21 protein-coding genes and 2 tRNA genes are annotated in these 21255 nt (G+C 61.4%); 13 read left to right on the top strand and 10 right to left on the bottom strand.

Features of this window, described 5'->3' with window-relative positions; all coding sequences use genetic code 11:
- Nucleotides 1-125: 125 nt before the first annotated feature.
- A tRNA-Pro gene (locus V8689_RS04310) sits at nucleotides 126-202 on the top strand.
- Nucleotides 203-395: 193 nt separating this feature from the next.
- On the opposite strand, the gene V8689_RS04315 is transcribed toward V8689_RS04310, so the two are convergent.
- The 3 genes from V8689_RS04315 to V8689_RS04325 are packed head-to-tail and all read right to left on the bottom strand — an operon-like array spanning nucleotide 396 to nucleotide 2612.
- The gene (locus V8689_RS04315) at nucleotides 396-1694 is read right to left on the bottom strand and encodes an NAD(P)/FAD-dependent oxidoreductase (protein ID WP_014716868.1); all 1299 of its coding nucleotides are present in this window, start codon (nucleotides 1692-1694) and stop codon (nucleotides 396-398) included.
- 60 nt (nucleotides 1695-1754) lie between these two features.
- Nucleotides 1755-1928, bottom strand: coding sequence for a DUF3094 family protein (locus tag V8689_RS04320; RefSeq protein ID WP_032893628.1), 174 nt, complete (start codon nucleotides 1926-1928; stop codon nucleotides 1755-1757).
- A 54-nt stretch (nucleotides 1929-1982) separates the two neighbouring features.
- Entirely contained in the window at nucleotides 1983-2612 is a 630-nt protein-coding gene (locus V8689_RS04325; protein ID WP_003188431.1) for a DUF1780 domain-containing protein, read from the bottom strand.
- A gap of 127 nt (nucleotides 2613-2739) precedes the next feature.
- Between V8689_RS04325 and V8689_RS04330 the strand changes: the two genes are divergently transcribed.
- Nucleotides 2740-3429, top strand: a complete 690-nt coding sequence (locus tag V8689_RS04330) for an energy-coupling factor ABC transporter permease (RefSeq protein WP_056790531.1) — start codon at nucleotides 2740-2742, stop codon at nucleotides 3427-3429.
- A gap of 64 nt (nucleotides 3430-3493) precedes the next feature.
- Complete coding sequence (locus V8689_RS04335) at nucleotides 3494-3709, top strand: hypothetical protein (RefSeq protein WP_056789521.1); 216 nt, start codon at nucleotides 3494-3496, stop codon at nucleotides 3707-3709.
- Here V8689_RS04335 and yacG read toward each other — a convergent pair.
- Genes yacG through V8689_RS04355 form a run of 4 tightly spaced genes read right to left on the bottom strand, consistent with a single transcriptional unit; the run spans nucleotide 3706 to nucleotide 6594 of the window.
- Complete coding sequence (gene yacG, locus V8689_RS04340) at nucleotides 3706-3906, bottom strand: DNA gyrase inhibitor YacG (RefSeq protein WP_003188437.1); 201 nt, start codon at nucleotides 3904-3906, stop codon at nucleotides 3706-3708. The genes V8689_RS04335 and yacG overlap by 4 nt on opposite strands.
- Complete coding sequence (gene coaE, locus V8689_RS04345) at nucleotides 3903-4526, bottom strand: dephospho-CoA kinase (protein ID WP_032893625.1); 624 nt, start codon at nucleotides 4524-4526, stop codon at nucleotides 3903-3905. The genes yacG and coaE overlap by 4 nt, the downstream gene beginning before the upstream one ends.
- Entirely contained in the window at nucleotides 4523-5389 is an 867-nt protein-coding gene (locus tag V8689_RS04350) for a prepilin peptidase (RefSeq protein WP_056789523.1), read from the bottom strand. The genes coaE and V8689_RS04350 overlap by 4 nt, the downstream gene beginning before the upstream one ends.
- On the bottom strand, nucleotides 5386-6594 hold the full coding sequence (locus V8689_RS04355) for a type II secretion system F family protein (RefSeq protein WP_056789526.1): 1209 nt from the start codon (nucleotides 6592-6594) through the stop codon (nucleotides 5386-5388). Before V8689_RS04355 ends, V8689_RS04350 begins: the two co-directional genes overlap by 4 nt.
- 201 nt (nucleotides 6595-6795) lie before the next feature.
- Here V8689_RS04355 and V8689_RS04360 point away from each other — a divergent pair, with 201 nt between their 5' ends.
- From V8689_RS04360 to V8689_RS04370, 3 genes are all read left to right on the top strand, one after another.
- Nucleotides 6796-7209 carry a pilin gene (locus tag V8689_RS04360; RefSeq protein WP_056789529.1) on the top strand — a complete coding sequence of 138 codons (414 nt, stop codon included), beginning with the start codon at nucleotides 6796-6798 and terminating at the stop codon, nucleotides 7207-7209.
- Nucleotides 7210-7273: 64 nt separating this feature from the next.
- Nucleotides 7274-7349: transfer RNA gene (locus tag V8689_RS04365), tRNA-Thr, on the top strand.
- 149 nt (nucleotides 7350-7498) lie between these two features.
- On the top strand, nucleotides 7499-7804 hold the full coding sequence (locus tag V8689_RS04370; RefSeq protein ID WP_003188444.1) for a DUF6388 family protein: 306 nt from the start codon (nucleotides 7499-7501) through the stop codon (nucleotides 7802-7804).
- Nucleotides 7805-7923: 119 nt separating this feature from the next.
- Here the strand turns inward: V8689_RS04370 and nadC are convergent, their stop codons facing one another.
- Complete coding sequence (gene nadC / locus V8689_RS04375; protein WP_056789531.1) at nucleotides 7924-8772, bottom strand: carboxylating nicotinate-nucleotide diphosphorylase; 849 nt, start codon at nucleotides 8770-8772, stop codon at nucleotides 7924-7926.
- Between the two features lie 246 nt (nucleotides 8773-9018).
- On the opposite strand from nadC, the gene V8689_RS04380 reads away from it, so the two are divergent.
- The 5 genes from V8689_RS04380 (at nucleotide 9019) to V8689_RS04400 (ending at nucleotide 15459) form a co-directional block, all read left to right on the top strand.
- On the top strand, nucleotides 9019-11166 hold the full coding sequence (locus tag V8689_RS04380; protein ID WP_056789533.1) for a DUF1631 domain-containing protein: 2148 nt from the start codon (nucleotides 9019-9021) through the stop codon (nucleotides 11164-11166).
- A 61-nt stretch (nucleotides 11167-11227) separates the two neighbouring features.
- Entirely contained in the window at nucleotides 11228-11791 is a 564-nt protein-coding gene (ampD, locus tag V8689_RS04385) for a 1,6-anhydro-N-acetylmuramyl-L-alanine amidase AmpD (RefSeq protein WP_056789536.1), read from the top strand.
- The gene (ampE, locus tag V8689_RS04390) at nucleotides 11788-12624 is read left to right on the top strand and encodes a regulatory signaling modulator protein AmpE (protein WP_003188449.1); all 837 of its coding nucleotides are present in this window, start codon (nucleotides 11788-11790) and stop codon (nucleotides 12622-12624) included. Before ampD ends, ampE begins: the two co-directional genes overlap by 4 nt.
- Nucleotides 12625-14200: 1576 nt before the next feature.
- Complete coding sequence (locus V8689_RS04395) at nucleotides 14201-14905, top strand: methyl-accepting chemotaxis protein (protein ID WP_374992239.1); 705 nt, start codon at nucleotides 14201-14203, stop codon at nucleotides 14903-14905.
- Between the two features lie 125 nt (nucleotides 14906-15030).
- The gene (locus tag V8689_RS04400) at nucleotides 15031-15459 is read left to right on the top strand and encodes a hypothetical protein (RefSeq protein WP_434520685.1); all 429 of its coding nucleotides are present in this window, start codon (nucleotides 15031-15033) and stop codon (nucleotides 15457-15459) included.
- On the opposite strand, the gene V8689_RS04405 is transcribed toward V8689_RS04400, so the two are convergent.
- Both V8689_RS04405 and cra read right to left on the bottom strand, forming a co-directional pair.
- A complete protein-coding gene (locus V8689_RS04405; RefSeq protein WP_056789543.1) occupies nucleotides 15406-16182 on the bottom strand; it encodes a TatD family hydrolase in 777 nt (258 codons plus the stop codon). The genes V8689_RS04400 and V8689_RS04405 overlap by 54 nt on opposite strands.
- Nucleotides 16183-16184: 2 nt before the next feature.
- On the bottom strand, nucleotides 16185-17180 hold the full coding sequence (gene cra, locus V8689_RS04410; protein ID WP_003188455.1) for a catabolite repressor/activator: 996 nt from the start codon (nucleotides 17178-17180) through the stop codon (nucleotides 16185-16187).
- Between the two features lie 284 nt (nucleotides 17181-17464).
- On the opposite strand from cra, the gene ptsP reads away from it, so the two are divergent.
- Entirely contained in the window at nucleotides 17465-20323 is a 2859-nt protein-coding gene (gene ptsP / locus V8689_RS04415; protein WP_056789547.1) for a phosphoenolpyruvate--protein phosphotransferase, read from the top strand.
- Entirely contained in the window at nucleotides 20324-21244 is a 921-nt protein-coding gene (gene pfkB, locus V8689_RS04420; protein WP_056789550.1) for a 1-phosphofructokinase, read from the top strand.
- The last annotated feature ends 11 nt before the right edge of the window (nucleotides 21245-21255 follow it).

Below are 21255 nucleotides of genomic sequence, written 5' to 3' on the forward strand. Positions count from 1 at the left end.
GTCGTAGGTTCGAATCCCACACGACCCACCATTTTTGAGACCAGTTAACGCTGGAATCGAATCTTAAGATCAGAGGCCAAAAGCGCTGATCGAAGAAGGCGACTGAAAGGTCGCCTTTTTATTACCGGGGTATAGCGCAGTCCGGTAGCGCGCCTGCTTTGGGAGCAGGATGTCGGGAGTTCGAATCCCCCTACCCCGACCATATTAAAAATCCTCGTATCGAAAGATACGGGGATTTTTTTTGCCTGTTGTAGGAGCGAGCTTGCTCGCGAAAAACGTCAACGATAACGCGGGCTTTCTAAGTGAACGCGTCGCCTGTGAGTTTTTCGCGAGCAAGCTCGCTCCTACAGGGGGCAAGATTCGCTTAACTTGCCCCCCACAGGTGTTATGCGTTGTTAATGCAATTTAAGGCGTGGCTCGGTGCCGCGGCCGATCTTGCTGCCCAGCATCAGCATCGCCGTGCGGAAGAACCCATACAGCGCCATCTGGTGCATGCGGTACAGCGACACGTAGAACATCCGCGCCAGCCAGCCTTCCAGCATCACACTGCCCGTCAAATTACCCATCAGGTTACCCACCGCGGAAAAGCGCGACAGCGAGATCAGCGAGCCGTAGTCGGTGTACTTGTAGGTCGGCAGCTCTTTGCCTTCAATCCGCAGCTTGAGCGATTTGGCCAGCAATGACGCCTGTTGGTGGGCGGCTTGGGCCCGTGGCGGTACATTGCGGTCGGTGCCCGGTTGCGGGCAGGCGGCGCAATCACCAAAGGCGAAGATGTTTTCGTCGCGGGTGGTTTGCAGGGTTTGCAGGACTTGCAGCTGGTTGATGCGGTTGGTTTCCAGGCCATCGATGTCCTTGAGGAAACCGGGTGCGCGGATACCGGCCGCCCAGACCTTGAGGCTGGCCGGAATCACCTGGCCGCTGCTGGTAATCAGGGCGTCGGCGGTTACTTCACTGACCGCCGAGTTGGTCAGTACCGTCACCCCTAGTTTTTCCAGGGTCTTGTGCACTGGCCCACCGATCCGCTCCGGCAGGGCAGGCAATACCCGCGGGCCGGCTTCGATCAGGGTGATGTGCATGTTTTCTGGTTTGATACGGTCCAGGCCATAGGCGGCCAGCTCATGGGCAGCGTTATGCAGCTCGGCGGCCAGCTCGACACCGGTGGCACCGGCGCCGACGATGGCGACGCTGATCTGTTCAACGGCGTCGGTTTGGCCTGCATGGGCGCGCAGGTAGTGGTTGAGCAGTTGCTGGTGGAAGCGCTCGGCCTGCTTGCGGGTGTCGAGGAACAGGCAATGTTGCGCCGCGCCCTCGGTGCCGAAATCGTTGGTGGTGCTGCCTACGGCAATCACCAGGCTGTCGTAGCCCAGCACGCGTGCGGGCACCAGTTCGCGGCCTTCTTCGTCGAGGGTGGCGGCCAGCTGGATTTTCTTCTGTTCACGGTCAAGCCCGCTCATACGGCCCAGCTGGAACTCGAAGTGGTTCCATTTCGCCTGGGCGACGTAGTTGAGTTCGTCTTCCGAGGAATTCAACGAGCCGGCAGCCACTTCGTGCAGCAACGGCTTCCAGATGTGGGTCAGGTTAGTATCGACCAGCGTGATGCTGGCCTTGCCACGCTTGCCCAGGGTCTTACCCAGGCGGGTAGCCAACTCCAGGCCGCCGGCACCGCCGCCGACGATAATAATACGATGGGTCATGGGGATATCTCGCAAGGCTAAAAGAAATCGGAGCAGTTACCCTCGCGAGCGCCAGGCGGCTCATAGCGTCAGGTAACTCAATAGGCGGCTCAGCGCACCGAGCCCGATCACCACTACCAGCACCACGCAGAGGAGCAGCCACGGCCGGAAAGGCTTGCGCTCGACTCTGTTCTGGGAGAGTTGCAGGTACTCTTCGACACGCTCTTGGTCATCGGGTTTCAGGCGGCTGGTCATAAAGGCCTCGTCAGGTAGACGTTGCAAAGGGGCGCCACGTTACAGCCAGGGGCATCACAGGCTGATGCCGACATCAAACACTATGCTGCGGCCCAGGTTGTTGCGCAAGAAGTCCGGCGCGTCGGGATGTGCGAACAGCACCCGCGCGAACGTCGGCCCCACTAGCGATAGCGAGCGCCAGCCCTGACGCAGGTATTCGGTCGGCGGCGGAAAATGGCTGTTGAGGTCCAGCACCTCGCGTTTGAGGCTGGTAAACGCAATCAAGTCCAACTCACCCAAGTCCATGCCGCGTTCTTTGTAGTTGTGGGCCTTTTTACGCAGTGTGGGGGCCAGGCGCAGCAGGAACTCATGGGCGGGGATACGCCGTGGCTTGGCTTCGCGCCGTACCAGTTGGCTCAAGGAGAAAGCACTGCGCCTGCGCAGTAACTCATCGCGCCACTCGTCGTTCAGGCGACGGCCCTCGTCCAGCACAAAAAAGACCTCGAAGCTGGCGTCGCGAAACAACACGTCGGGCGGCTCCTGGCCCGCCGCGTGAAATTCTTCGACACGGTAGGGCACGTTCAAGCCTTGCAGCAGGCGCTGGCAGACCCAACGCTCACGCTCCCACTTGCGGGCATTGGACAGGAATGCGTTGGCTTGTTCGGCCGCTACGGTGAGCAGGCGCAAGTAATCTGAGTCATCCATAGTCGCAGCTTAGCGTTCAAATGATGACCACAGGAAGTCTTGCCTTAAAACGCGGGTGTAGAATGCTCACGTGAAACAGGCCAGGGACGAGGTGTGTGATGAGTTTTTTGGTAAAGGCAGAGCGTCCGTGATCAGTGCAGCGGTTCTGGCACCCCAGACCCTCGGTATCGGCTGGCTGGTGTATGCGCCCGTGGTGATATGGGCGATCCTGCGCTCGCCCTGGGTGGAGCTGTTTGCCGACCGGCGGCGCCAGCATTTGCTCTTCGGCACGGTGTTCGCGCTGTTCATGCTGTGGCTGGTGCGGCGGGATTTCGATGCCGGCGTGTCCTATCACTTCATCGGCATGACCGCCGTGACCTTGCTGCTCGATTGGCCGCTGGCAATCGTCGGTGGCTTTGCCGCCCAGCTTGGCTTGATGCTGTTGGGGCGCCAGGACCTGGCCGCGCTTGGCGTCAATGGCCTGCTCCTGATCGTGCTGCCGGTGCTGGTCACCGAAGGGTGCGCGCTGTTGGTGGAGCGGGCGCAGCCGCGAAACCCCTTTGTGTATATCTTCTGTTCGGGCTTTTTTGCTGCCGCACTGTCGGCATTGCTGTGCCTGTTGGCCGGCCTGGGACTGCTGTGGTTCGACGGCCTTTTTGCAATGCCGCAATGGCTGGAGGATTTTGTCGGTTACCTGTGGCTGATCATCTTTCCCGAAGCCTTTATCAACGGCATGGTCATTAGCGCGCTGGTGGTGTTTTGCCCCGAATGGCTGGAGACCTTCAACCGCACCCGCTACCTCTCGGCGCCCTGGAAGGACGACGATTCGCGGCGTTGATCCAGGTCAAATGCAGGGCAGCGGCGCAGGTCCATGCTCGGCAAAATTTTCAGGAGCATGAATCATGAGTGTGTATGAATGGGCACGGCAGGAGTTGCGCAGAAGCCAGGATGCAGCGCAGGAAATCGGTTTTGACCCCGGTTTGACCTTGCGCGCCATGCTCAGCGCAGTGGTGCAGCAAAGCAAGGCTGTACGCAGCTTTGAAGACCTGGCCGACGAGTTGCAATACCTTGCAGAAAACCTCGACGACCAGCAGGAATATGCCTTTATGCGGCCTTAGTGGCGCGGCGGCAGGTCTTCGGAAAACAGTTCGTCTTCGGCGTCCGGGGCCACGGGAATCTTGTGTTCTTCAGCGGCCCAGGCACCCAGGTCGATGAGTTTGCAACGGTCCGAGCAGAACGGCCGGTTGAGGTTGGTCGCTTTCCATTCCACGGGGGCGCCGCAGGTTGGGCAGTCGACGGTCAAGGGTTGGCTCATGATCGGCCTCCACGCAAAGTAAGGTAAAAGTGGTGCAGTCGCTCGACCTCGCCGTGCAGCCAGGCCAGGTCCTTATCGTTGACCAGCACGTCATCGGCATGGTTCAGGCGGTCTTCGCGGCTGGACTGGGCCTTGAGAATCGCCTGCACCTGTTGTTCGCTGATGCCGTCGCGCTGCAGGGTACGCTGAATCTGCAGCGATTGCGGCACGTCGATCACCAGGATGCGCTGGGTCATGCTGTACTGCCCGGACTCGATCAGCAGCGGTGACACCAGGATCGCGTAGGGCGACTGGGCGCGTGCCAGATGGCTGCGAATTTCCTCGGCGATCAGCGGGTGCAGCAAGGCTTCCAGCCACAGGCGCTCTTGTGGGACCTCAAAGATCAGTTTGCGCAGCGCGGCGCGGTCCAGTTGGCCGTCGGCTTGCAGCACGCCACTGCCGAAATGTTCGGCAATGCGCGCCAGCGCCGGGCGGCCAGGTTCGACCACCCAGCGCGCGGCGTGATCGGCGTCCACCAGGTCGATGCCCAGCTTGATAAAGTGCTCGGCCGCAGCGCTTTTGCCGCTGCCAATGCCGCCCGTGAGCCCAAGAATCCAGGGTGTTGCAACAGAAGTGGTCATCTGAAACCGACAGACTGCAAATAGAAGTCGGTTATTTGACCACCCCAGAGCAATGCAATCCAGCCGGCAATTGCCAGGCAGGGGCCAAACGGCATTGGCGCTGACACCTGGGCCTTACGCAAACGCAGCAAAATCAGCCCGGCAAACACGCCCAGCAGCGAGGCCATCAGCAGAGTCATCGGCAGAATCTGCCAGCCGCCCCAGGCTCCCAGCAAGGCCAATAACTTGAAGTCGCCATGGCCCATGCCGTCTTTGCCGGTGGCCAGCTTGAACAGCCAGAACAGGCACCACAAGCTCATGTAGCCGATAACCGCGCCCCATACTGCATCGTGCAGTGGCGTCAGCAGGTCAGCGCTGTTGAGGATCAGCCCCAGCCATAGCAGCGGCAGCACCAGCACATCCGGCAGCAGTTGGTGGTCCAGATCAATCAGGCTCATCCCCAGCAAGCCCCAGCTCAACAGCATCACCGCGCCGGCTTGCCAGCCAAAGCCGAAGTGCCAGGCGACAGCGGTTGAGATCAGCGCGCAGACCAGTTCGGTGAGAGGGTAACGCCGGCCGATGGGTTCGCGGCAGTGGGCACAATGCCCCCGGAGCAGCAGGTAGCTGAGCACCGGGATATTTTCCCAAGGCCGAATCGGTTGATTGCAGTGCGGGCAGCAGGAGTTCGGGCGCATCAGGTTATAGGCCGGCCCACCGGGCTCGGCTGGCAAGTCGAGAATCTCATGGGCCTGGGCACGCCACTCCCGCTCGAGCATTTTGGGCAGGCGCCACACCAGCACATTGAGGAAGCTGCCGACGATCAGGCCCAACACCAGCGCCAGGCCTACAAACGCCCAAGGATGTTCGCTCAGCAGCAGGCTCAAAACGCCGTCCCCAATTGGAATACCGGCAAGTACATGGCGACTACCAGCGCGCCGACAATCCCCCCCAATACCACCATGATCAGCGGCTCCATCAGGCTGGTGAGGTTGTCGACCAAGGTATCCACGTCTGACTCGTAGTGGTTCGCGACTTTTTCCAGCATGCGGTCCAGGGTGCCGGACTCCTCACCGATTGCGGTCATCTGGATCGCCATGCCTGGGAACAGGCCGCTGTTATGCATGGATTGATTCAACTGCATGCCTGTGGATACATCATGGCGCATACGTTCGATTGCCTGTTTGAAGGGGCCATGACCGACGGCGCCAGCCACCGAACCCAATGCCTGTACCAGAGGGACGCCCGCCGCAAAGGTGGTGGATAGCGTGCGAGCGTAGCGGGCGACCGCAGATTTGTGCAGCAGTTTGCCTGCCACGGGCACTTTCAACAAACCTGCTGCCCACCCATGGCGAAACCCCGGGTGAGTCCGGTAGGCGTAGCGCCCCGCAACCAGCGCCGCGCCCACACCCAGCCCCAGCATCCACCACGCCTGTTGCAGCAGTTCCGACAGCGCGATGACCCCCAGGGTAAACCCCGGCAATTGGCCGTTGACCCCGGCGAACAAGTTCTGGAATTGCGGCACCACATGAATCAACAGCACTGTGCTCACCCCTGTGGCAATTATCAGTACCGCGATAGGGTAGGTCATGGCTTTCTTGATCCTGGTTTTGAGCCGTTGGCTTTTTTCCAGATGAATCGCCACGCGCTCCAGCAGGGTTTCCAGGGCACCGGCCATTTCGCCAGCCGCTATTAGATTGCAGTACAGCTCATCGAAGTGGCGGGGATACTGACGCAGGGCAGCGGCCAACGGGTGGCCGCTGGCAATATGCTGTTTCAGCGCCTTGACCAGTTCGCGCAGTTGTGGGTTTTCGACGCCTTCACTGATGATGTCGAAGGCTTGCAGCAGCGGGATGCCGGCCTTGAGCAAGGTGGCCAACTGGCGAGTGAACAGGGCGATATCCACAGGCGTTATGCGCGTTTTGAAGGTCGGCAGTGCACAAGACTTCTTGCGCACACGCTCGGGGCAGATCCCTTGCTGGCGCAGTTGTACCTTGATCAGCGCAAGGTTATGGCCGGTGATTGTTCCGGACACCCGGCGCCCTTTGCGGTTGATGCCCTCCCAGGCATAGATTGTCGACGTGTCGTTCATGTGAGGTTGGCGCACCCAGGTCGTGAAGAATTTATAGCTTAGTCAGGTGGCGGAGTCGGGCAGGCTGGTGCTGGGCGATAAAATGTCAGATTGTGCGTCTTGCAGGCGAACGGCTGCGTGGGGATGAGTACACTGGCGCCGTTGCACACTACGGGGCGCAGGACGCGCCTTGTCATGGTTCTATTCTGGAGAGTGAAAGAGATGCGTCAAAAAGGTTTTACCTTGATCGAGTTATTGATCGTCGTGGCAATCATCGGCATTTTGGCCACCATCGGTCTGCCCATGTACACCAAGCACCAGGCCAAGGCCAAGTTCACTGCGGGGTTGGCTGAAATCAGCGCCTTGAAGGCTGGCTACGAGGACGCCATCAATCAGGGCGAAGTGCCGAAGCTGGCGCTGATCGGTGGAACCAGCCCTACCGCCAACTGCACTATCGAAGTGACAGGCGATGTAGCCTCGGGCGCAGGTACTATCCGTTGTGAAATCCTCGATGCGCCCGGCCCCGTGCTCGGCAAGACCATCACCCTGACCCGCAGCGCTACCACCGGCTGGAGCTGTGCCACCACGGTAGAGCCGCAGTACGCTGCCAAGGGTTGCGGCGCCAACGGCGCGTGACAGTCGCCGGGCGGTGAGCGAGCAAGTTGCTGCATGCCCAATGCAGTGCTAGCTTTAGCCCACCGCCCGTGTAGCTCAGCCGGTAGAGCAGCGCACTCGTAACGCGAAGGTCGCAGGTTCGATTCCTGTCTCGGGCACCACAGGCACCACTGTTTCAACGGCAATGTTTTCAGATGATCCCAGAATGGTTCTGAAGGCCAGGTGAGCCGGGCATTTGCGCCCGCTCTTTTGTATCTGCGCAACCTTGAAGACCCAGATGCATTCCCATTCCTCGATCTAAGAGAACAACATGACCACGACTGAAATGACCCAGGACGCTCGGCACGAACAAGCGCTCAAGCACTACCTTGAGGACACGCCGCAGCTAAAAGAAGAGATCAAGGACCTGAGTGCCGACGATCAGCGCGACCAGATTCAATGGGCATTCGAGGACGAGGCCGAGAGCCAGAACCTCCAGCCTTGGGAGCTGACCCTCAAGTACACCACGACCCCTGAAGAGTTCGAAGCTGCACGGTTGGCCTTGCATAAAGAGGCGGCCGAGGTGCTGGGTGTCGATTGGGACGAGTACTGCGAGATGAATAACCTCGTCGTTTAAAAGCAGCCTGTAGGAGCGAGCTTGCTCGCGAAAAACTCAAGACCACCGCGTGCCCCCAGAGGTACGCGTTATCGTTAGGGTTTTTCGCGAGCAAGCTTGCTCCTACAGTTACGGCATCTTCAGATACTGAGGCGCATCGACAGGTCCACCGCCTTCACATCCTTGGTCATCGCGCCGATGGAGATGTAGTCCACGCCGGTTTCAGCGATAGGCAGCAAGGTGGTTTCATTGATCCCGCCGCTGGCTTCCAGCTTGGCCTTGCCGGCGTTCAGGCGCACGGCTTCGCGCATGTCGTCCAGGCTCAGTTCATCCAGCATGATGATGTCGGCACCCGCCGCCAGGGCTTCGCGCAATTCCCCCAGGCTTTCCACTTCGATTTCCACCGGCTTGCCTGGGGCGATCTTGTGGGCGGCGGTGATCGCTTGGGCAATGCCACCGCAGGCAGCGATGTGGTTTTCCTTGATAAGGAACGCGTCATACAGCCCGATGCGGTGGTTGTGGCAACCGCCGCAGGTCACCGCATATTTTTGCGCCAAGCGCAGGCCGGGCAATGTCTTGCGGGTGTCCAGCAGTTTGACCTGGGTGCTCGCGACAAAGTCCGCCAGAAACTGCGCTCGGGTGGCTACACCTGACAGCATCTGCAAAAAATTCAGCGCACTGCGTTCACCCGTGAGCAGCGAGCGTGCTGGGCCTTCAAGGTGGAACAGCGCCTGGTTGGGGCTGACACGTTCACCGTCAGCTACCTGCCAATGCACGGCGACCCGTGGGTCCAGTTGGCGAAATACCGCGTCCACCCAGGCCGTACCGGCAATCACGGCCGCCTCACGGGTAATGACCGTGGCCTTGGCCAGCCGTTCGGCCGGGATCAACTGCGCAGTGATGTCACCACTGCCGATGTCTTCCAGCAGTGCGCGGCGCACGTTGGCTTCGATTTCGGCGGTGAGGTCGGCAAGACGGAGGTTCGGCATAACAGGCTCCACAAACAAAGTGCCTCGATTATAGGGCTAGCGTGCGTTCTAACCCAGGCTCGCCACTCATTTACCGCACAAAGTCAGAGTGTGCTGGCGCAACTGCCCTCGTTTGCAAGATAATCTCGCGCCTTGCAATTGGCGTCATAGCTTTGACGTCTTGGTGGTAACCGGGATATTTGCAGTGCCTGCCGGGCCTGCTCCCGGTCTTTCCACCTCTCAAAACCGCCGTTTCAGGAGGCCAGGATGCACAATGACGGGAAGGTGGTGCCTATCAACAGGGCACAGGCCACGCCATCGCCGCTCGCGCGCCTGCCGGTGGTGTTGCTGCAGGTGCGTGACAAGGCTGCGCAACAGCTGCAACAGGGTTTGCAGGAACTGTTTGATAACGCCGACGACACCCTGTTTGAAATGGCCGAAAAGGCCCGTAGCACCGTCGACCATCATATTTTTTTCGAGGCCATGCGCGACCTGCGCCTCAAGCGCAAGAACTTCGAACGCGTGTTCATGGAGCAGTTGTTCGTGGCGTTCGCCAACCTGGGCCAGGCCCGGTGCAGCGGGGCACATCTGGTGCCGCTGGTGTCTTATGAGGCGGTACCCGGCACCAGCGCCGATGACGTGGAGAAAGCCGTGGCCCTGGAGGCGATGCTCGGTCGGGTGCGCCACCGTGATGGCTTGGCGCTGGGGCAATTGAACGCGCGCTTGAGTGAACTGCTCGGCAGGCGCCTGGATGATCCGGAAAACCCCTTGGCCCCGGCGCGGCTGTGCGAGTTTTTCTTGCAGGCAGGGCGCAGCCTGGGGGTGGAGATCCGCGTCAAGCTGGTCATGCTCAAGCTGTTTGAGAAGTACGTGCTCAGTGACGCCGACCTGTTGTATGGCGAGGCCAACCAATTACTCATCGCCACTGGCGTATTGCCGGAACTCAAGGCGCTCCCGTCCCGCCGAGCCGGCGGGCGTGCGGCCCGGGAGCATCAGGACTGCACCGGCCAAGCAGTGGCCGACCCGCCGCTGGATAAAAGCGGCCAGCAAGCGTTCAGCGCCTTGCAGACGCTGCTGGTAGCCGTGCGTGGCAGCGTGGCGCCGACCCTTGAAGCCAGCGCCGAGCCGCAACCCATTGCCACGCGCGATCTGCTGCGGCTGCTGTCGCATTTGCAGCAATATGTACCTGAGCCGGAGTGCGAGGACGATTTCGACCTGCGCAGCCAGCTTGAACAGTTGCTCACTCGGGTCAGTGTCAAAAGTGGCAAGTCGCGGGTGTTGGAAGAAGCAGACGAAGATGTGATCAATCTGGTGGCCATGCTGTTCGAGTTCATGCTCGATGACAACAGTGTGCCAGACGCTTTCAAGGCGCTGATCGCTCGCTTGCAGATCCCGCTGCTGAAAGTGGCGGTGCTGGACAAGAGCCTGCTCAGTTGCACGCAGCATCCGGCGCGGCGCTTGCTCAATGACATCGCGAGCGCCGTCATCGGCTGGAGCCCGCCCCATGAACCCCCACGGGACAACCTCTATCTGTGTATCGAGCAACTCGTACAGCGGTTGCTGAATGAGTACGTCGAAGACCCGGCGATTTTCTCCCAGTTGCTCACCACGTTCAGCGCATTTACAGCCCAAGAGCGCACGCGCAGTGAACGCCTTGAGCGGCATACCCGTGACGCCGAGCAAGAGCGCCTGCATATCGAGGTGGCGCGTCAACGTGTGGCGCAGGTGCTCAATCGGCGACTTGTGGGCAAAACCTTGCCGGCATCGGTGCTGCAATTTGTGCAGCAAGCCTGGAGCCAGGTGCTGTTAGTGGCCGTTCTCAAGCACGGCGAACAATCGCTGCAATGGCAGACGGCGCTTCGCACCCTGGATGAATTGGTCTGGAGTGTCGGCCTGCGTGAAGACACCGAAGCCGGCCGGCGTCTGCTGGAGCAATTACCCGGGCTGCTCAAGGCATTGCGTGACGGGTTGGCCGGTGCGGCGTTCGATCCTTTCAGCACCCGCGAGTTCTTCCTGCGGTTGCAGGCCATGCATGTTCAGCCGCTCGAGGGCGAGGTGCTGGTTGAAGTGCGCGAGCCTTTTATCCTTGGCTCTGGGCCGCCGACTGCCGACGAACCACTGTCCCCTGACGACCCCGACCAGCTCAAGGCCCAGCAGTTGCGAGTCGGTGCCTGGGTCGCGTTGCAGCAACATGAAACCGGTACCCTGCGCTGCAAATTGACCGCAATCATGCCGCCCGCCGACACCTATATTTTTGTCAGCCGCACGGGCCTCAAGGTCCTGGAGAAAAGCGCGGGCCAGTTAGCTCTGGCGTTCAAGCAGGGCATCCTGCACACCTTGGACGATGGCCCGCTGTTCGAACGTGCGCTGGCAGCCGTGGTGGGCAACCTGCGGCAACTCAATCGCGGCAAGTGATCGCAACCGCAGGGTGGAACGCGGCATACTGGTCACACCTCGTCTCACTCAAGGAGCCTGTATGCAGTTGGACCCCGCCAGCGGTTGGTGCCAGGGCATTCGTCATTGCCCTTCGCCCAACTTCAACGAGCGCCCTGAAGGCGAAATCTCGCTGTTGGTGGTGCACAACATCAGTTTGCCTCCGGCGCAGTTCAACACCGGCAAGGTGCAGGAGTTTTTCCAGAATCGCCTGGATATCTCAGAACATCCCTACTTTGAAGGGATTGCCAGCCTACGAGTGTCTGCGCATTTTCTGATTGAGCGTGACGGCGCTGTGACGCAGTTTGTTTCGTGCCGCGATCGGGCCTGGCATGCCGGTATCTCCTGCTTCAAGGGGCGCGAGGTGTGCAACGATTTTTCCCTTGGGATCGAGCTCGAAGGTACGGACGACCTGCCGTTCACCGATGCCCAGTACGCGGCGTTGATCGACCTGACGCGCCAACTGCTGGCCGCTTACCCAGATATCACCTACCAAAATATTTGTGGTCATAGCGACATCGCTCCGGGGCGCAAGACCGACCCGGGCCCCGCTTTTGATTGGACGCGCTTTCGCAGCGCCCTGCAGGATGGAGGACACGAACGATGAGTTTCCTGGTGTTGGTGCTGGCGGTATGGATCGAGAAGTTTTCGGCCTTGCGCCTGCGGTTGCAGCGTGACGGCGGATGGCTGCGTGAACTGGCCAAGCTGGAATCGAGCCCGCGCATGGGCAAGCGGCCCTGGTTGATCCTGCTGGTATTGGTGCTGTTGCCGGTGGCATTGCTGGCCTTGTTGTTGCTGGTCCTGGAGCCAGTGGCCTATGGCCTGTTGGCATTGCCGGTGCATTTGCTGGTGGTGATCTATAGCTTGGGCCGTGGCGACCTATTGGCAGGGCTGGGGCCGTTTCGTGATGCCTGGCGGCGCGGTGATCTGCAAGCGGCCGAGCATGTGGCCGAACGCGACCTCAAGCTTGGCGCCGACAGTGGCGAACAACTGCTGGAGCGCGTCCAGGGCTACCTGCTGTGGCAGGCGTACCAAAGCTTCTTTGCGGTGATTTTCTGGTATTTCCTGCTGGGCCCGGTGGCCGCCCTGGCGTACCGCCTGTTGGCGCTGGCCAGCGAACACAGCCAGAACCCCTTGGTGGCCGAGCGCGCCACGCAATTGCGCCACGCGTTTGACTGGTTGCCGGTACGCCTGCTGGCGGCCAGCTTTGCCTTGGTGGGCAATTTCGTCGGGGTCAGCCGTGTGATGCTCCACGAACTGCTGAGCTGGGACATCAGCGCGGCACAGCTGGTGGAAAAAGTCGGCCTGGCCGCTGCGGAAATCCCGCCGCCAGTAGTGGGGGCCGATGGCATCAACAGCCTGGATCGCCTGTGGGAACTGCTGCTGCGCGCGGCGGTGCTGTGGTATGCCGGGTTTGCCATCTGGACGGTACTGCCCTGATGCCAATTTGTAGGAGCGAGCTTGCTCGCGAAAAACGCCAACGATAACGCGTGCTTCCTGAATAAACGCGGCGTCGTTAAGTTTTTCGCGAGCAAGCTCGCTCCTACATGGCGTTAGGGCTTCCAGACACGCCGTTAACCTTACGTTACAAAACTCCCTTTCGAATTGAGCTATACAGATAGAGCGCCAAATAGTGGCTATCTGCCGCCGCCCTGCGCCTCAATAAAAATAAAAGAAGGGGAGGTCACCTGTGAAGAGCTTGCTCTATCCCGCCGTTGCGCTGATGAATCGCCTGAGCTTCGGCATGAAGTTCAGCCTGATCAGCGTGCTGTTCCTGCTGCCAATGCTGGCGACCAACTATTACCTGGTGCGCGACTCGTGGCGTGAATACCAGGGCACCCGCGTCGAACTGCAAAGCCTTGACCTGCTCGGCAGCAGCCTGGCGTTGCGTCGCGAGCTGGAAACCCTCAACAACCAGGTACAGATCAACGCCACCCTCGGCCAGTCTGGCAAAGCGGCAGACCTGGAGACCAAGATCAGTGCCTTGGAAGCGAGTGTAGTGGAGCGCTTGCAGGGCTTGCGCGCCATCGCGACCCAGGCCGAGCAAGTTGCCGTCTTCGACAGTAAACGCGACGAACTGATCGCTGCGTTCAAGGCCCAGCAGCAGGAAACCTCGTTGCTCAACAAAGCGGCGTTGATCGGCAAGTTACTCAGCCAGGCCCAGATGTTCAGCCAGATCATTGCCAGCCAAGCCGGCTTGAGCCGTGATCCGCAAAGTGATCTGCGCCAGCTCAGCGACCTAGTCACCACCGTCACTCCTCAAGTCACCCAGGCCTTGGGTGAAGGCCGTGCCATGGGCGCGTACTCCCTGGGGCAGGGCTTTATCAATTCGTCCTCCAGCACCCGTTTTGACGAACTGTTGCAGCAACTGGAAAAACTCCACGGTGAATATGGCCTGAAGCTGCAGGACGCGCTTGGCGCCAGCCAGGCCGCGCACGCCGCCCTCGACGTCTCGGCGCAAGCCAGCCAAGCGAGCCTCAAGCAAGGCAGTGAGTTTTTCGAAGAGCAGGTGGTGATGGCCGAGACCCTCGACGCGCCTTGGCAGGGCTTTTATGACGGCGTCAGCCAACTGATGGCCAAGACCTATCAATTGGATGACGCCACCCTGGCGTTCCTCGGGCAGCAGTTGCAGCAGCGCCTGGCGCAGAACCGTTTGCACATGGTGTTGCTGGTCACGGCCCTGGCGGCGGTGTTTGCGCTGATTTTCTATCTCTATGCCGGTTTCTATGTTTCCACCCGTACCACCTTGCGCCGCTTGGGGGCGATGATGGACAAAGTGGCGGCAGGTGACATGACAGTCACCTTCGTTGCCCAGAGCCGTGACGAACTGGGCGACCTGGGCCAGGTGTTCAATGGCACTGTGGCCAAGATTCATGACCTGATCGAGCGCGTTGGGCATACGGTCAGCCAGGTGGAGTTGCAGGCCGGCCAGGTGCAGGCGGTGTCGGCGCAGAGTAACCAGGCGGTGTCCGGCCAGCGTAGCCAGATCGAGCAAGTGGCGACGGCGATGAACCAGATGTCCGCCACCGCCCAGGAGGTGGCGCGCAGCGCGGCGGCGGCGGTCAGCAGTGCCCAGAGTGTCAACGATGAAACCGTCAGCGGGCGTGCGCTGGTGCAATCCCAGCAAGGCGGCATCGCGCGCCTGGCGGCGGAGATCGACGAATCGGTGCGGGTGATCAACCAACTGGCGACCGACAGCCAGTCCATCAGCAGCGTCTTGGAGGTGATCAAGAGCATCGCCGAGCAGACCAACCTGCTGGCGCTCAACGCGGCCATCGAAGCGGCGCGCGCCGGTGACCAAGGGCGCGGGTTTGCGGTGGTGGCCGACGAGGTGCGCACTCTGGCCCGGCGCACCCAGCACTCCACCGAGGAAATCGAGCAGATGATCATCCGCTTGCACAGCGGCGTCGGTGCGGCGGTAAAGGCCATGGGCAGCAGCCATGAAATGGCGAATGGCACGGTAGGGCAGTCGGAAAAAGTCCAGCAAGCCCTGGAAAATATCCTGGGGGCGGTTGGGATGATCGTCGATCAGAACCAGCAGATCGCCGCCGCCGTGGAGCAGCAAACGGCGGTCGCCCACGACATCGACCAGAACATTGTCGAAATTAACCGTGCTGGCGAGCATGCGGCGCAGGGCGCGCAGCACACGGAGGCGGCCAGTCGGCAACTGGCAACCCAGGTGGTTGAGTTGAAGCAATTGATTGGCGCGTTTCGGGTGTAGGGCGGTTCTGAAGGACGGAGCGGCGGGCGATGTGGCTTATGTCTTGATTTGCCGAGGCGTGTTTTATCGGGGCGTGAATAGGTGAAAATTTATTTCATCCGTCACGGTCACGAGAGGACAAAACGATGGCCGCCGCAATCGGTATCAAAGGGCATTGCGCCCAATGCAACATGACGTTTGAGCTCAAGCCCTGGCAACTGAACGCCATTGCCATTGAGGTGCCGTTTGACTGTATGTATTGCCACTGCGGTTTGCAGTTGGAGTGTGTCAAGCAGTTGCGCCAGTTCAGGGCCCTGGACCACTGGGCGCTGGTGCGGCCGAGCATGATCATGCTGACGTGCGCAACCTTGCTGATGGCCTTGGTCGCTGAATGGTTGGGGCTGCTTAGTGTGATCGGGCAACTGAACATTTCGCTGGTCGCCGTGCTGATCCATTTGCTGGTGGTGCGCTATGTCCGCCATCGACAGACAATGACCTTGAAGCTGCAGGTGATCAGTCCGCTACCAGTTGAACAGCTCGCACGCATTGCGTGTGCTCGCCTCAGCCAGCAATAAAGGGCTGATCCCCATGCGCTCGGCGAGGGCCGTGCAGATCTGCGGCAGGTGCTGCGGGCTATTGCGCTGGTTGGGGAACATGGCTGGGGCCATATCCGGCGAGTCGGTTTCCAGCACCACCGCGTCGAGTGGTAACTGCGCCAGTACCCGGTGCATGCGCAGGGCCTGGGGCCAGGTGGCAGCGCCGCCCAGGCCCAGTTTGAACCCGAGCTTGATGTACTCGCGTGCCTCTTCAGCGCTGCCGGCGAACGCATGGATGATGCCGCCTCTGGGCACGCGGATGCGCTTGAGGGTGGCAATCACGGCGGCGTGGCTGCGGCGAACGTGGAGCAAAGCCGGCAGCTGGAAATCCACCGCGAGTTTCAGTTGGGCTTCAAACAGCGGTTGCTGGCGCTCGTGGTCGAGCTGTTCCAGAAAGTAATCCAGGCCAATTTCGCCCACGGCGCACAGTTGCCGGTGGCCATGCAGGCGCGTCAACCAGTCGCCCAGCTCCAGCAGGTCGGCGGGGCGATGCTCTTCGAGATACACCGGGTGCAAGCCGAAGGCGGCGAACAGGCCTTCGTCCTGTTGCACCAAGTCCCACAGCCGCTGCCAATTTTTCTGGTACACCCCCAGCACCACCATGCGCCGCACGCCGAGTTGACGGCTGTGGGCGAGGACGTGCGAGCGATCGGGGTCGAAGTCCTCGAAGTCCAGGTGCGTGTGGGTGTCGATCAGCTCCACGCTCAGGCCTCGTGGATACGCTGCTTGAAGGTCCGGCCAATCGCATGCACGCCGGGTTGGTACTGTTCCTCTTCAATGGCGGCCAGGGCCAGGCGCAGGGCGGTTTCGGCAATCAACTGATGTTGCTGGGCCATGGCGTTGACCGGCAGCGGCAGGAAATCCAGCAACTGCGTATCGCCGAAGGTGCCCAGGCGCAGGGGCCGCGACTTGAGGGGGAAGTCATGCAGCGCGTCGAACACGCCTTGCAGCAGTACGTAGGAAGTGGTCACCAGCGCGTCCGGCAGATGCCCCAGGCGTTGCAGCAGTTGCTCCATCAGCTCTCGGCCGCAGTCACGACTGAAGGCTTCGCCCTGCTCGATGATCACGTCGCCCGTAAAGCCTTGCAGCGCATCCCGGAAACCGGCGGTACGTGCCTGGCTGATGCTCAGCTCGGGCCGTGCGCCAATCAGCGCGATCTGCTTGGGCAGCGGTTGCAGCAGGCTGCTGGTGAGTTGCTGGCAGGCCTGGTGGTCGTCGCTGACCACGGAGCAGAACTGGTTCGGCTCCATCTCCCGGTCGATGGCAATCACCGGCAGCCCCTTGGCCTGCAGCTCGCGATAGCTGTCATCGCTGGCCGGCAGGCAACTGGCGACGAACAACGCATCGCAACGCCGCGCCCGGAACAGTTGCAGCAGTTGGCGCTCGCTGTCCGCTTCGTCATCGGAGCTGGCGATCAGTAACTGATAGCCCCGCGCCCGTGCACCTTGTTCCAGCAGTTTGGCGATGCGTGCGTAGCTGGGGTTTTCCAGGTCTGGCAGGATGAACCCCAAGGTCCGCGTATGCCGGCTGCGCAGCCCCGCGGCTTGAGGGTTGGGGGTAAAGCCATGGGCTTGGACCACGGCACGCACACGCTCAACGGTGGCGTTGCTGATGCGCTGCTGTTCGGCCTTGCCATTGATGACATAGCTGGCGGTGGTAACGGACACACCGGCCAGACGTGCGATATCACTGAGTTTCAAACCGGGATTTCCTTGTTTTTTGGCGCTCGCCCCGACATTTTGTCCAATCGTAACCGATTCCAGCATTCGACCAATGTCCCACAGCAAGCGCCGAGTGGCCCTTCAAGCTTGCGTAATTAACGCGTAATCTGCCATAAATTCTAGATTAAACGTTTCAGCAAGCGTATTTTTACGATGTTCGCTACTGAGTGACCACTGCCAATTGACCGCTCAGTCAGTTAATTTTGATCATATTTACCTACAACAATACCTAGTGCGCCCGTCGCACTAACTAGGAGAACGGCATGCTTGAGCTCACTGTAGAGCAGATATCCATGGGCCAGGTGGCTGTGGATAAATCTGCTGCCTTGCACCTGCTCGCTGACAAATTAGTGGCCGATGGCCTGGTTGCCGAAGGTTATCTCAGTGGCTTGCAAGCCCGTGAAGCCCAAGGCTCGACCTTTCTCGGCCAAGGCATTGCTATCCCCCATGGCACGCCAGAAACCCGCGACCAAGTGTTTTCCACCGGTGTGCGCCTGCTGCAGTTCCCCGAAGGGGTGGACTGGGGCGATGGCCAGATCGTCTACCTGGCGATTGGCATCGCGGCTAAATCCGATGAACACCTGCGCCTGTTGCAACTGCTCACCCGTGCCCTCGGTGAAACCGACCTGGGCCAGGCGTTGCGCCGTGCCGGCAGTGCCGAAGCGCTGTTGAAACTGTTGCAAGGCGCGCCGCAGGAACTGGCGCTGGATGCGCAGATGATCAGCCTGGGCGTGTCGGCCGATGATTTTGAAGAGTTGGTGTGGCGCGGTGCGCGCCTGCTGCGCCAGGCCGACTGCGTGAGCAATGGCTTTGCCGCCGTATTGCAGCAAGTCGACGCGCTGCCCCTGGGCGATGGCCTGTGGTGGTTGCACAGCGAGCAGACGGTCAAGCGTCCGGGCCTGGCCTTTGTGACGCCGGACAAACCTATGCGTTACCTCGGCCAGCCCTTGCACGGCCTGTTCTGCCTGGCGAGCCTCGGTGAAGCGCACCAAAGCCTGCTTGAACGCCTGTGTGCCTTGCTGATTGAAGGACGCGGCCAGGAATTGGGACGCGCCACCAGCAGCCGCGCCGTGCTGGAAGTGCTGGGCGGTGAACTGCCGCCGGACTGGCCCAGCGCCCGTATTACCCTGGCCAACGCCCACGGCCTGCACGCGCGCCCGGCCAAGATCCTGGCGCAATTGGCGAAAAGTTTTGACGGCGATATCCGCGTACGTATCGTCGATGGCGCGGTGGGCGCCGTGTCGGTCAAAAGCCTGAGCAAGTTGCTCAGCCTCGGCGCACGTCGTGGCCAGGTGCTGGAGTTTGTGGCCGAGCCGACGGTGGCCGGCGATGCACTGCCCGCCCTCTTGGCCGCCGTGCAAGAGGGCCTTGGCGAAGAGGTCGAGCCCTTGCCCACGGTGAGCGCACAGCCCGCACTGGTCGATATCGAACCGGTGCTCAGCGCGCCACTGAGCGGTAGCCAACTCCAGGCCATTGCCGCCGCGCCGGGTATCGCGATCGGCCCGGCTCATATCCAGGTGCCGCAGGTGTTCGATTACCCGCTACGGGGTGAATCCGCCGCCGCCGAACGCCAGCGCCTGCACACCGCTTTGAGCGACGTGCGCACGGATATCCAGGGCTTGATCGAGCGTAGCCAGGCCAAGGCCATCCGCGAGATTTTCATCACTCACCAGGAAATGCTCGACGACCCGGAACTCACCGACGAGGTCGACACCCGCCTCAAGCAAGGCGAAAGCGCCGAAGCTGCCTGGATGAGCGTGATCGAAGCCGCCGCCAAGCAGCAGGAAGCCTTGCAGGATGCCCTGCTGGCCGAGCGTGCTGCCGACCTGCGTGACATCGGCCGCCGCGTGCTAGCCCAGTTGTGCGGCGTTCAAAGCGTGCAGGAACCGAGCGAACCCTACATCTTGGTGATGGAAGAAGTCGGCCCTTCGGACGTGGCGCGCTTGGATCCGGTCCGCGTTGCCGGCATTCTCACCGCCCGGGGTGGCGCCACCGCCCACAGCGCCATCGTTGCCCGCGCCCTGGGTATTCCGGCCTTGGTGGGCGCTGGCGCTGCGGTATTACTGCTCAACGCTGGCACGCCGCTGTTGCTCGATGGCCAACGCGGTCGTCTGCATGTCGACCCCGACACCGCCACCCTGCAACGCGCTACCGTGGAGCGCGACAGCCGCGAACAGCGCTTGCAAGCCGCTTCGGCCCAACGCCATGAAGCGGCGCTGACCCGCGACGGCCACGCCGTGGAAGTGTTCGCCAACATTGGTGAAAGCGCCGGCGTGGCCAGTGCAGTGGAGCAGGGCGCCGAAGGTATCGGCCTGTTGCGCACCGAACTGATTTTCATGGCTCACCCCCAGGCGCCGGACGAGGCCACCCAGGAGGCCGAATACCGTCGCGTACTCGACGGCCTCAACGGTCGCCCGTTGGTGGTGCGCACCCTGGATGTGGGCGGCGACAAGCCCTTGCCCTACTGGCCGATCGCCGAAGAAGAAAACCCCTTCCTCGGTGTGCGCGGCATTCGCCTGACGCTGCAACGCCCGCAGATTATGGAAGCGCAACTGCGCGCATTGCTGCGTGCTGCGGATAACCGCCCGCTGCGCATCATGTTCCCCATGGTCGGCAGCGTGGATGAGTGGCGCGCCGCCCGGGACATGACCGAGCGCCTGCGCCTGGAGATCCCCGTGGCGGATCTGCAACTGGGGATCATGATCGAAGTGCCTTCAGCCGCGTTGCTGGCGCCGGTGCTCGCCAAGGAAGTCGACTTCTTCAGCGTCGGCACCAACGACCTGACCCAGTACACCCTGGCCATCGACCGCGGCCACCCGACCCTGTCGGCCCAGGCCGATGGCTTGCACCCGGCAGTTTTGCAACTGATCGACATCACCGTGCGCGCCGCCCATGCCCACGGCAAATGGGTGGGCGTGTGCGGCGAGTTGGCGGCGGACCCGCTGGCGGTGCCGGTGCTGGTCGGCCTGGGTGTGGATGAGTTGAGCGTGTCGGCCCGCAGCATTCCTGAAGTGAAGGCGCGGGTGCGCGAGTTCAGTCTGAGCGAGGCCCAGGGCCTGGCGCAACAAGCACTGGCGGTGGGTTCGCCCGCGCAAGTGCGTGCCCTAGTGGAGGCCGTGTAGATGGCGAATATTCTGACCCTGACGCTGAACCCGGCGTTGGACCTCACGGTACGCCTGGCGCACCTGCAACCCGGTGAGGTCAATCGCAGTGAAGCGATGCTCACCCACGCGGCGGGCAAGGGCGTGAATGTGGCGCAAGTGCTGGCGGACCTGGGCCATTACGTCAGCGTGGGCGGGTTCCTCGGCAGTGCCAACCCCCAGGCGTTCAATGCGCTGATCAAGCGCCGTGGGTTTGGCGATGCCTTCATCCGTGTCCCCGGCGAAACCCGCAGCAACATCAAGATTGCCGAACAGGATGGGCGGGTCACCGACATCAATGCACCGGGGCCGCTGGTGACTGAAGAGGCGCTAAAAGCGCTGCTCAAGATGGTCGCGATCATTGGCCCGGAGTTCGATGCGGTGGTGGTGGCCGGTAGCTTGCCGCGCGGCGTCAGCCCGCAGTGGTTTAAAGGCTTGCTGGAGGCGTTGAAGGACCTCGGTTTGAAAGTCGCCCTGGACACCAGCGGCGAAGCGCTGCGCCTGGGGTTGGAGGTTGGCCCATGGCTGGTCAAACCCAATACCGAAGAGTTGGCCGAGGCCCTGGGTAGCACCACCGATGCCATCAGCCGCCTGCATCAGCAAGGCGTCGAACATGTGGTGGTCTCCGACGGGGCCGCAGGCGTGACCTGGTACCGCCCAGGTGCGGCGCTGCACGCCACGCCGCCCAAGGTGGCAGTGGCCAGTACCGTGGGCGCCGGCGATTCGCTGCTGGCCGGGATGCTCCACGGTTTGCTCAGTGGCGATACGCCGGAGCACACCCTGCGCCGGGCCACGGCGATTGCCGCGATGGCAGTGACACAGATCGGTTTTGGCATCAGCGATGACGCGCAGTTGGCGCATCTCGAAAGCGGCGTCGATGTGCGCACGCTGACAGAACAATAAGAGGGTTTGTG

The sequence above is a fragment of the Pseudomonas sp. AK181 genome (genome assembly GCF_051122975.1).
In the GTDB taxonomy this organism is placed as follows: domain Bacteria; phylum Pseudomonadota; class Gammaproteobacteria; order Pseudomonadales; family Pseudomonadaceae; genus Aquipseudomonas; species Aquipseudomonas lactis.

Coding starts and splice junctions, on each gene's coding strand:
- V8689_RS04315 (WP_014716868.1), bottom strand. CDS start 1,694: ATGACCCATCGTATTATTATCGTCGGCGGCGGTGCCGGCGGCCTGGAG.
- V8689_RS04320 (WP_032893628.1), bottom strand. CDS start 1,928: ATGACCAGCCGCCTGAAACCCGATGACCAAGAGCGTGTCGAAGAGTAC.
- V8689_RS04325 (WP_003188431.1), bottom strand. CDS start 2,612: ATGGATGACTCAGATTACTTGCGCCTGCTCACCGTAGCGGCCGAACAA.
- V8689_RS04335 (WP_056789521.1), top strand. CDS start 3,494: ATGAGTGTGTATGAATGGGCACGGCAGGAGTTGCGCAGAAGCCAGGAT.
- yacG (WP_003188437.1), bottom strand. CDS start 3,906: ATGAGCCAACCCTTGACCGTCGACTGCCCAACCTGCGGCGCCCCCGTG.
- coaE (WP_032893625.1), bottom strand. CDS start 4,526: ATGACCACTTCTGTTGCAACACCCTGGATTCTTGGGCTCACGGGCGGC.
- V8689_RS04355 (WP_056789526.1), bottom strand. CDS start 6,594: ATGAACGACACGTCGACAATCTATGCCTGGGAGGGCATCAACCGCAAA.
- V8689_RS04360 (WP_056789529.1), top strand. CDS start 6,796: ATGCGTCAAAAAGGTTTTACCTTGATCGAGTTATTGATCGTCGTGGCA.
- V8689_RS04370 (WP_003188444.1), top strand. CDS start 7,499: ATGACCACGACTGAAATGACCCAGGACGCTCGGCACGAACAAGCGCTC.
- nadC (WP_056789531.1), bottom strand. CDS start 8,772: ATGCCGAACCTCCGTCTTGCCGACCTCACCGCCGAAATCGAAGCCAAC.
- V8689_RS04380 (WP_056789533.1), top strand. CDS start 9,019: ATGCACAATGACGGGAAGGTGGTGCCTATCAACAGGGCACAGGCCACG.
- ampD (WP_056789536.1), top strand. CDS start 11,228: ATGCAGTTGGACCCCGCCAGCGGTTGGTGCCAGGGCATTCGTCATTGC.
- ampE (WP_003188449.1), top strand. CDS start 11,788: ATGAGTTTCCTGGTGTTGGTGCTGGCGGTATGGATCGAGAAGTTTTCG.
- V8689_RS04395 (WP_374992239.1), top strand. CDS start 14,201: ATGTCCGCCACCGCCCAGGAGGTGGCGCGCAGCGCGGCGGCGGCGGTC.
- V8689_RS04400 (WP_434520685.1), top strand. CDS start 15,031: ATGGCCGCCGCAATCGGTATCAAAGGGCATTGCGCCCAATGCAACATG.
- ptsP (WP_056789547.1), top strand. CDS start 17,465: ATGCTTGAGCTCACTGTAGAGCAGATATCCATGGGCCAGGTGGCTGTG.
- pfkB (WP_056789550.1), top strand. CDS start 20,324: ATGGCGAATATTCTGACCCTGACGCTGAACCCGGCGTTGGACCTCACG.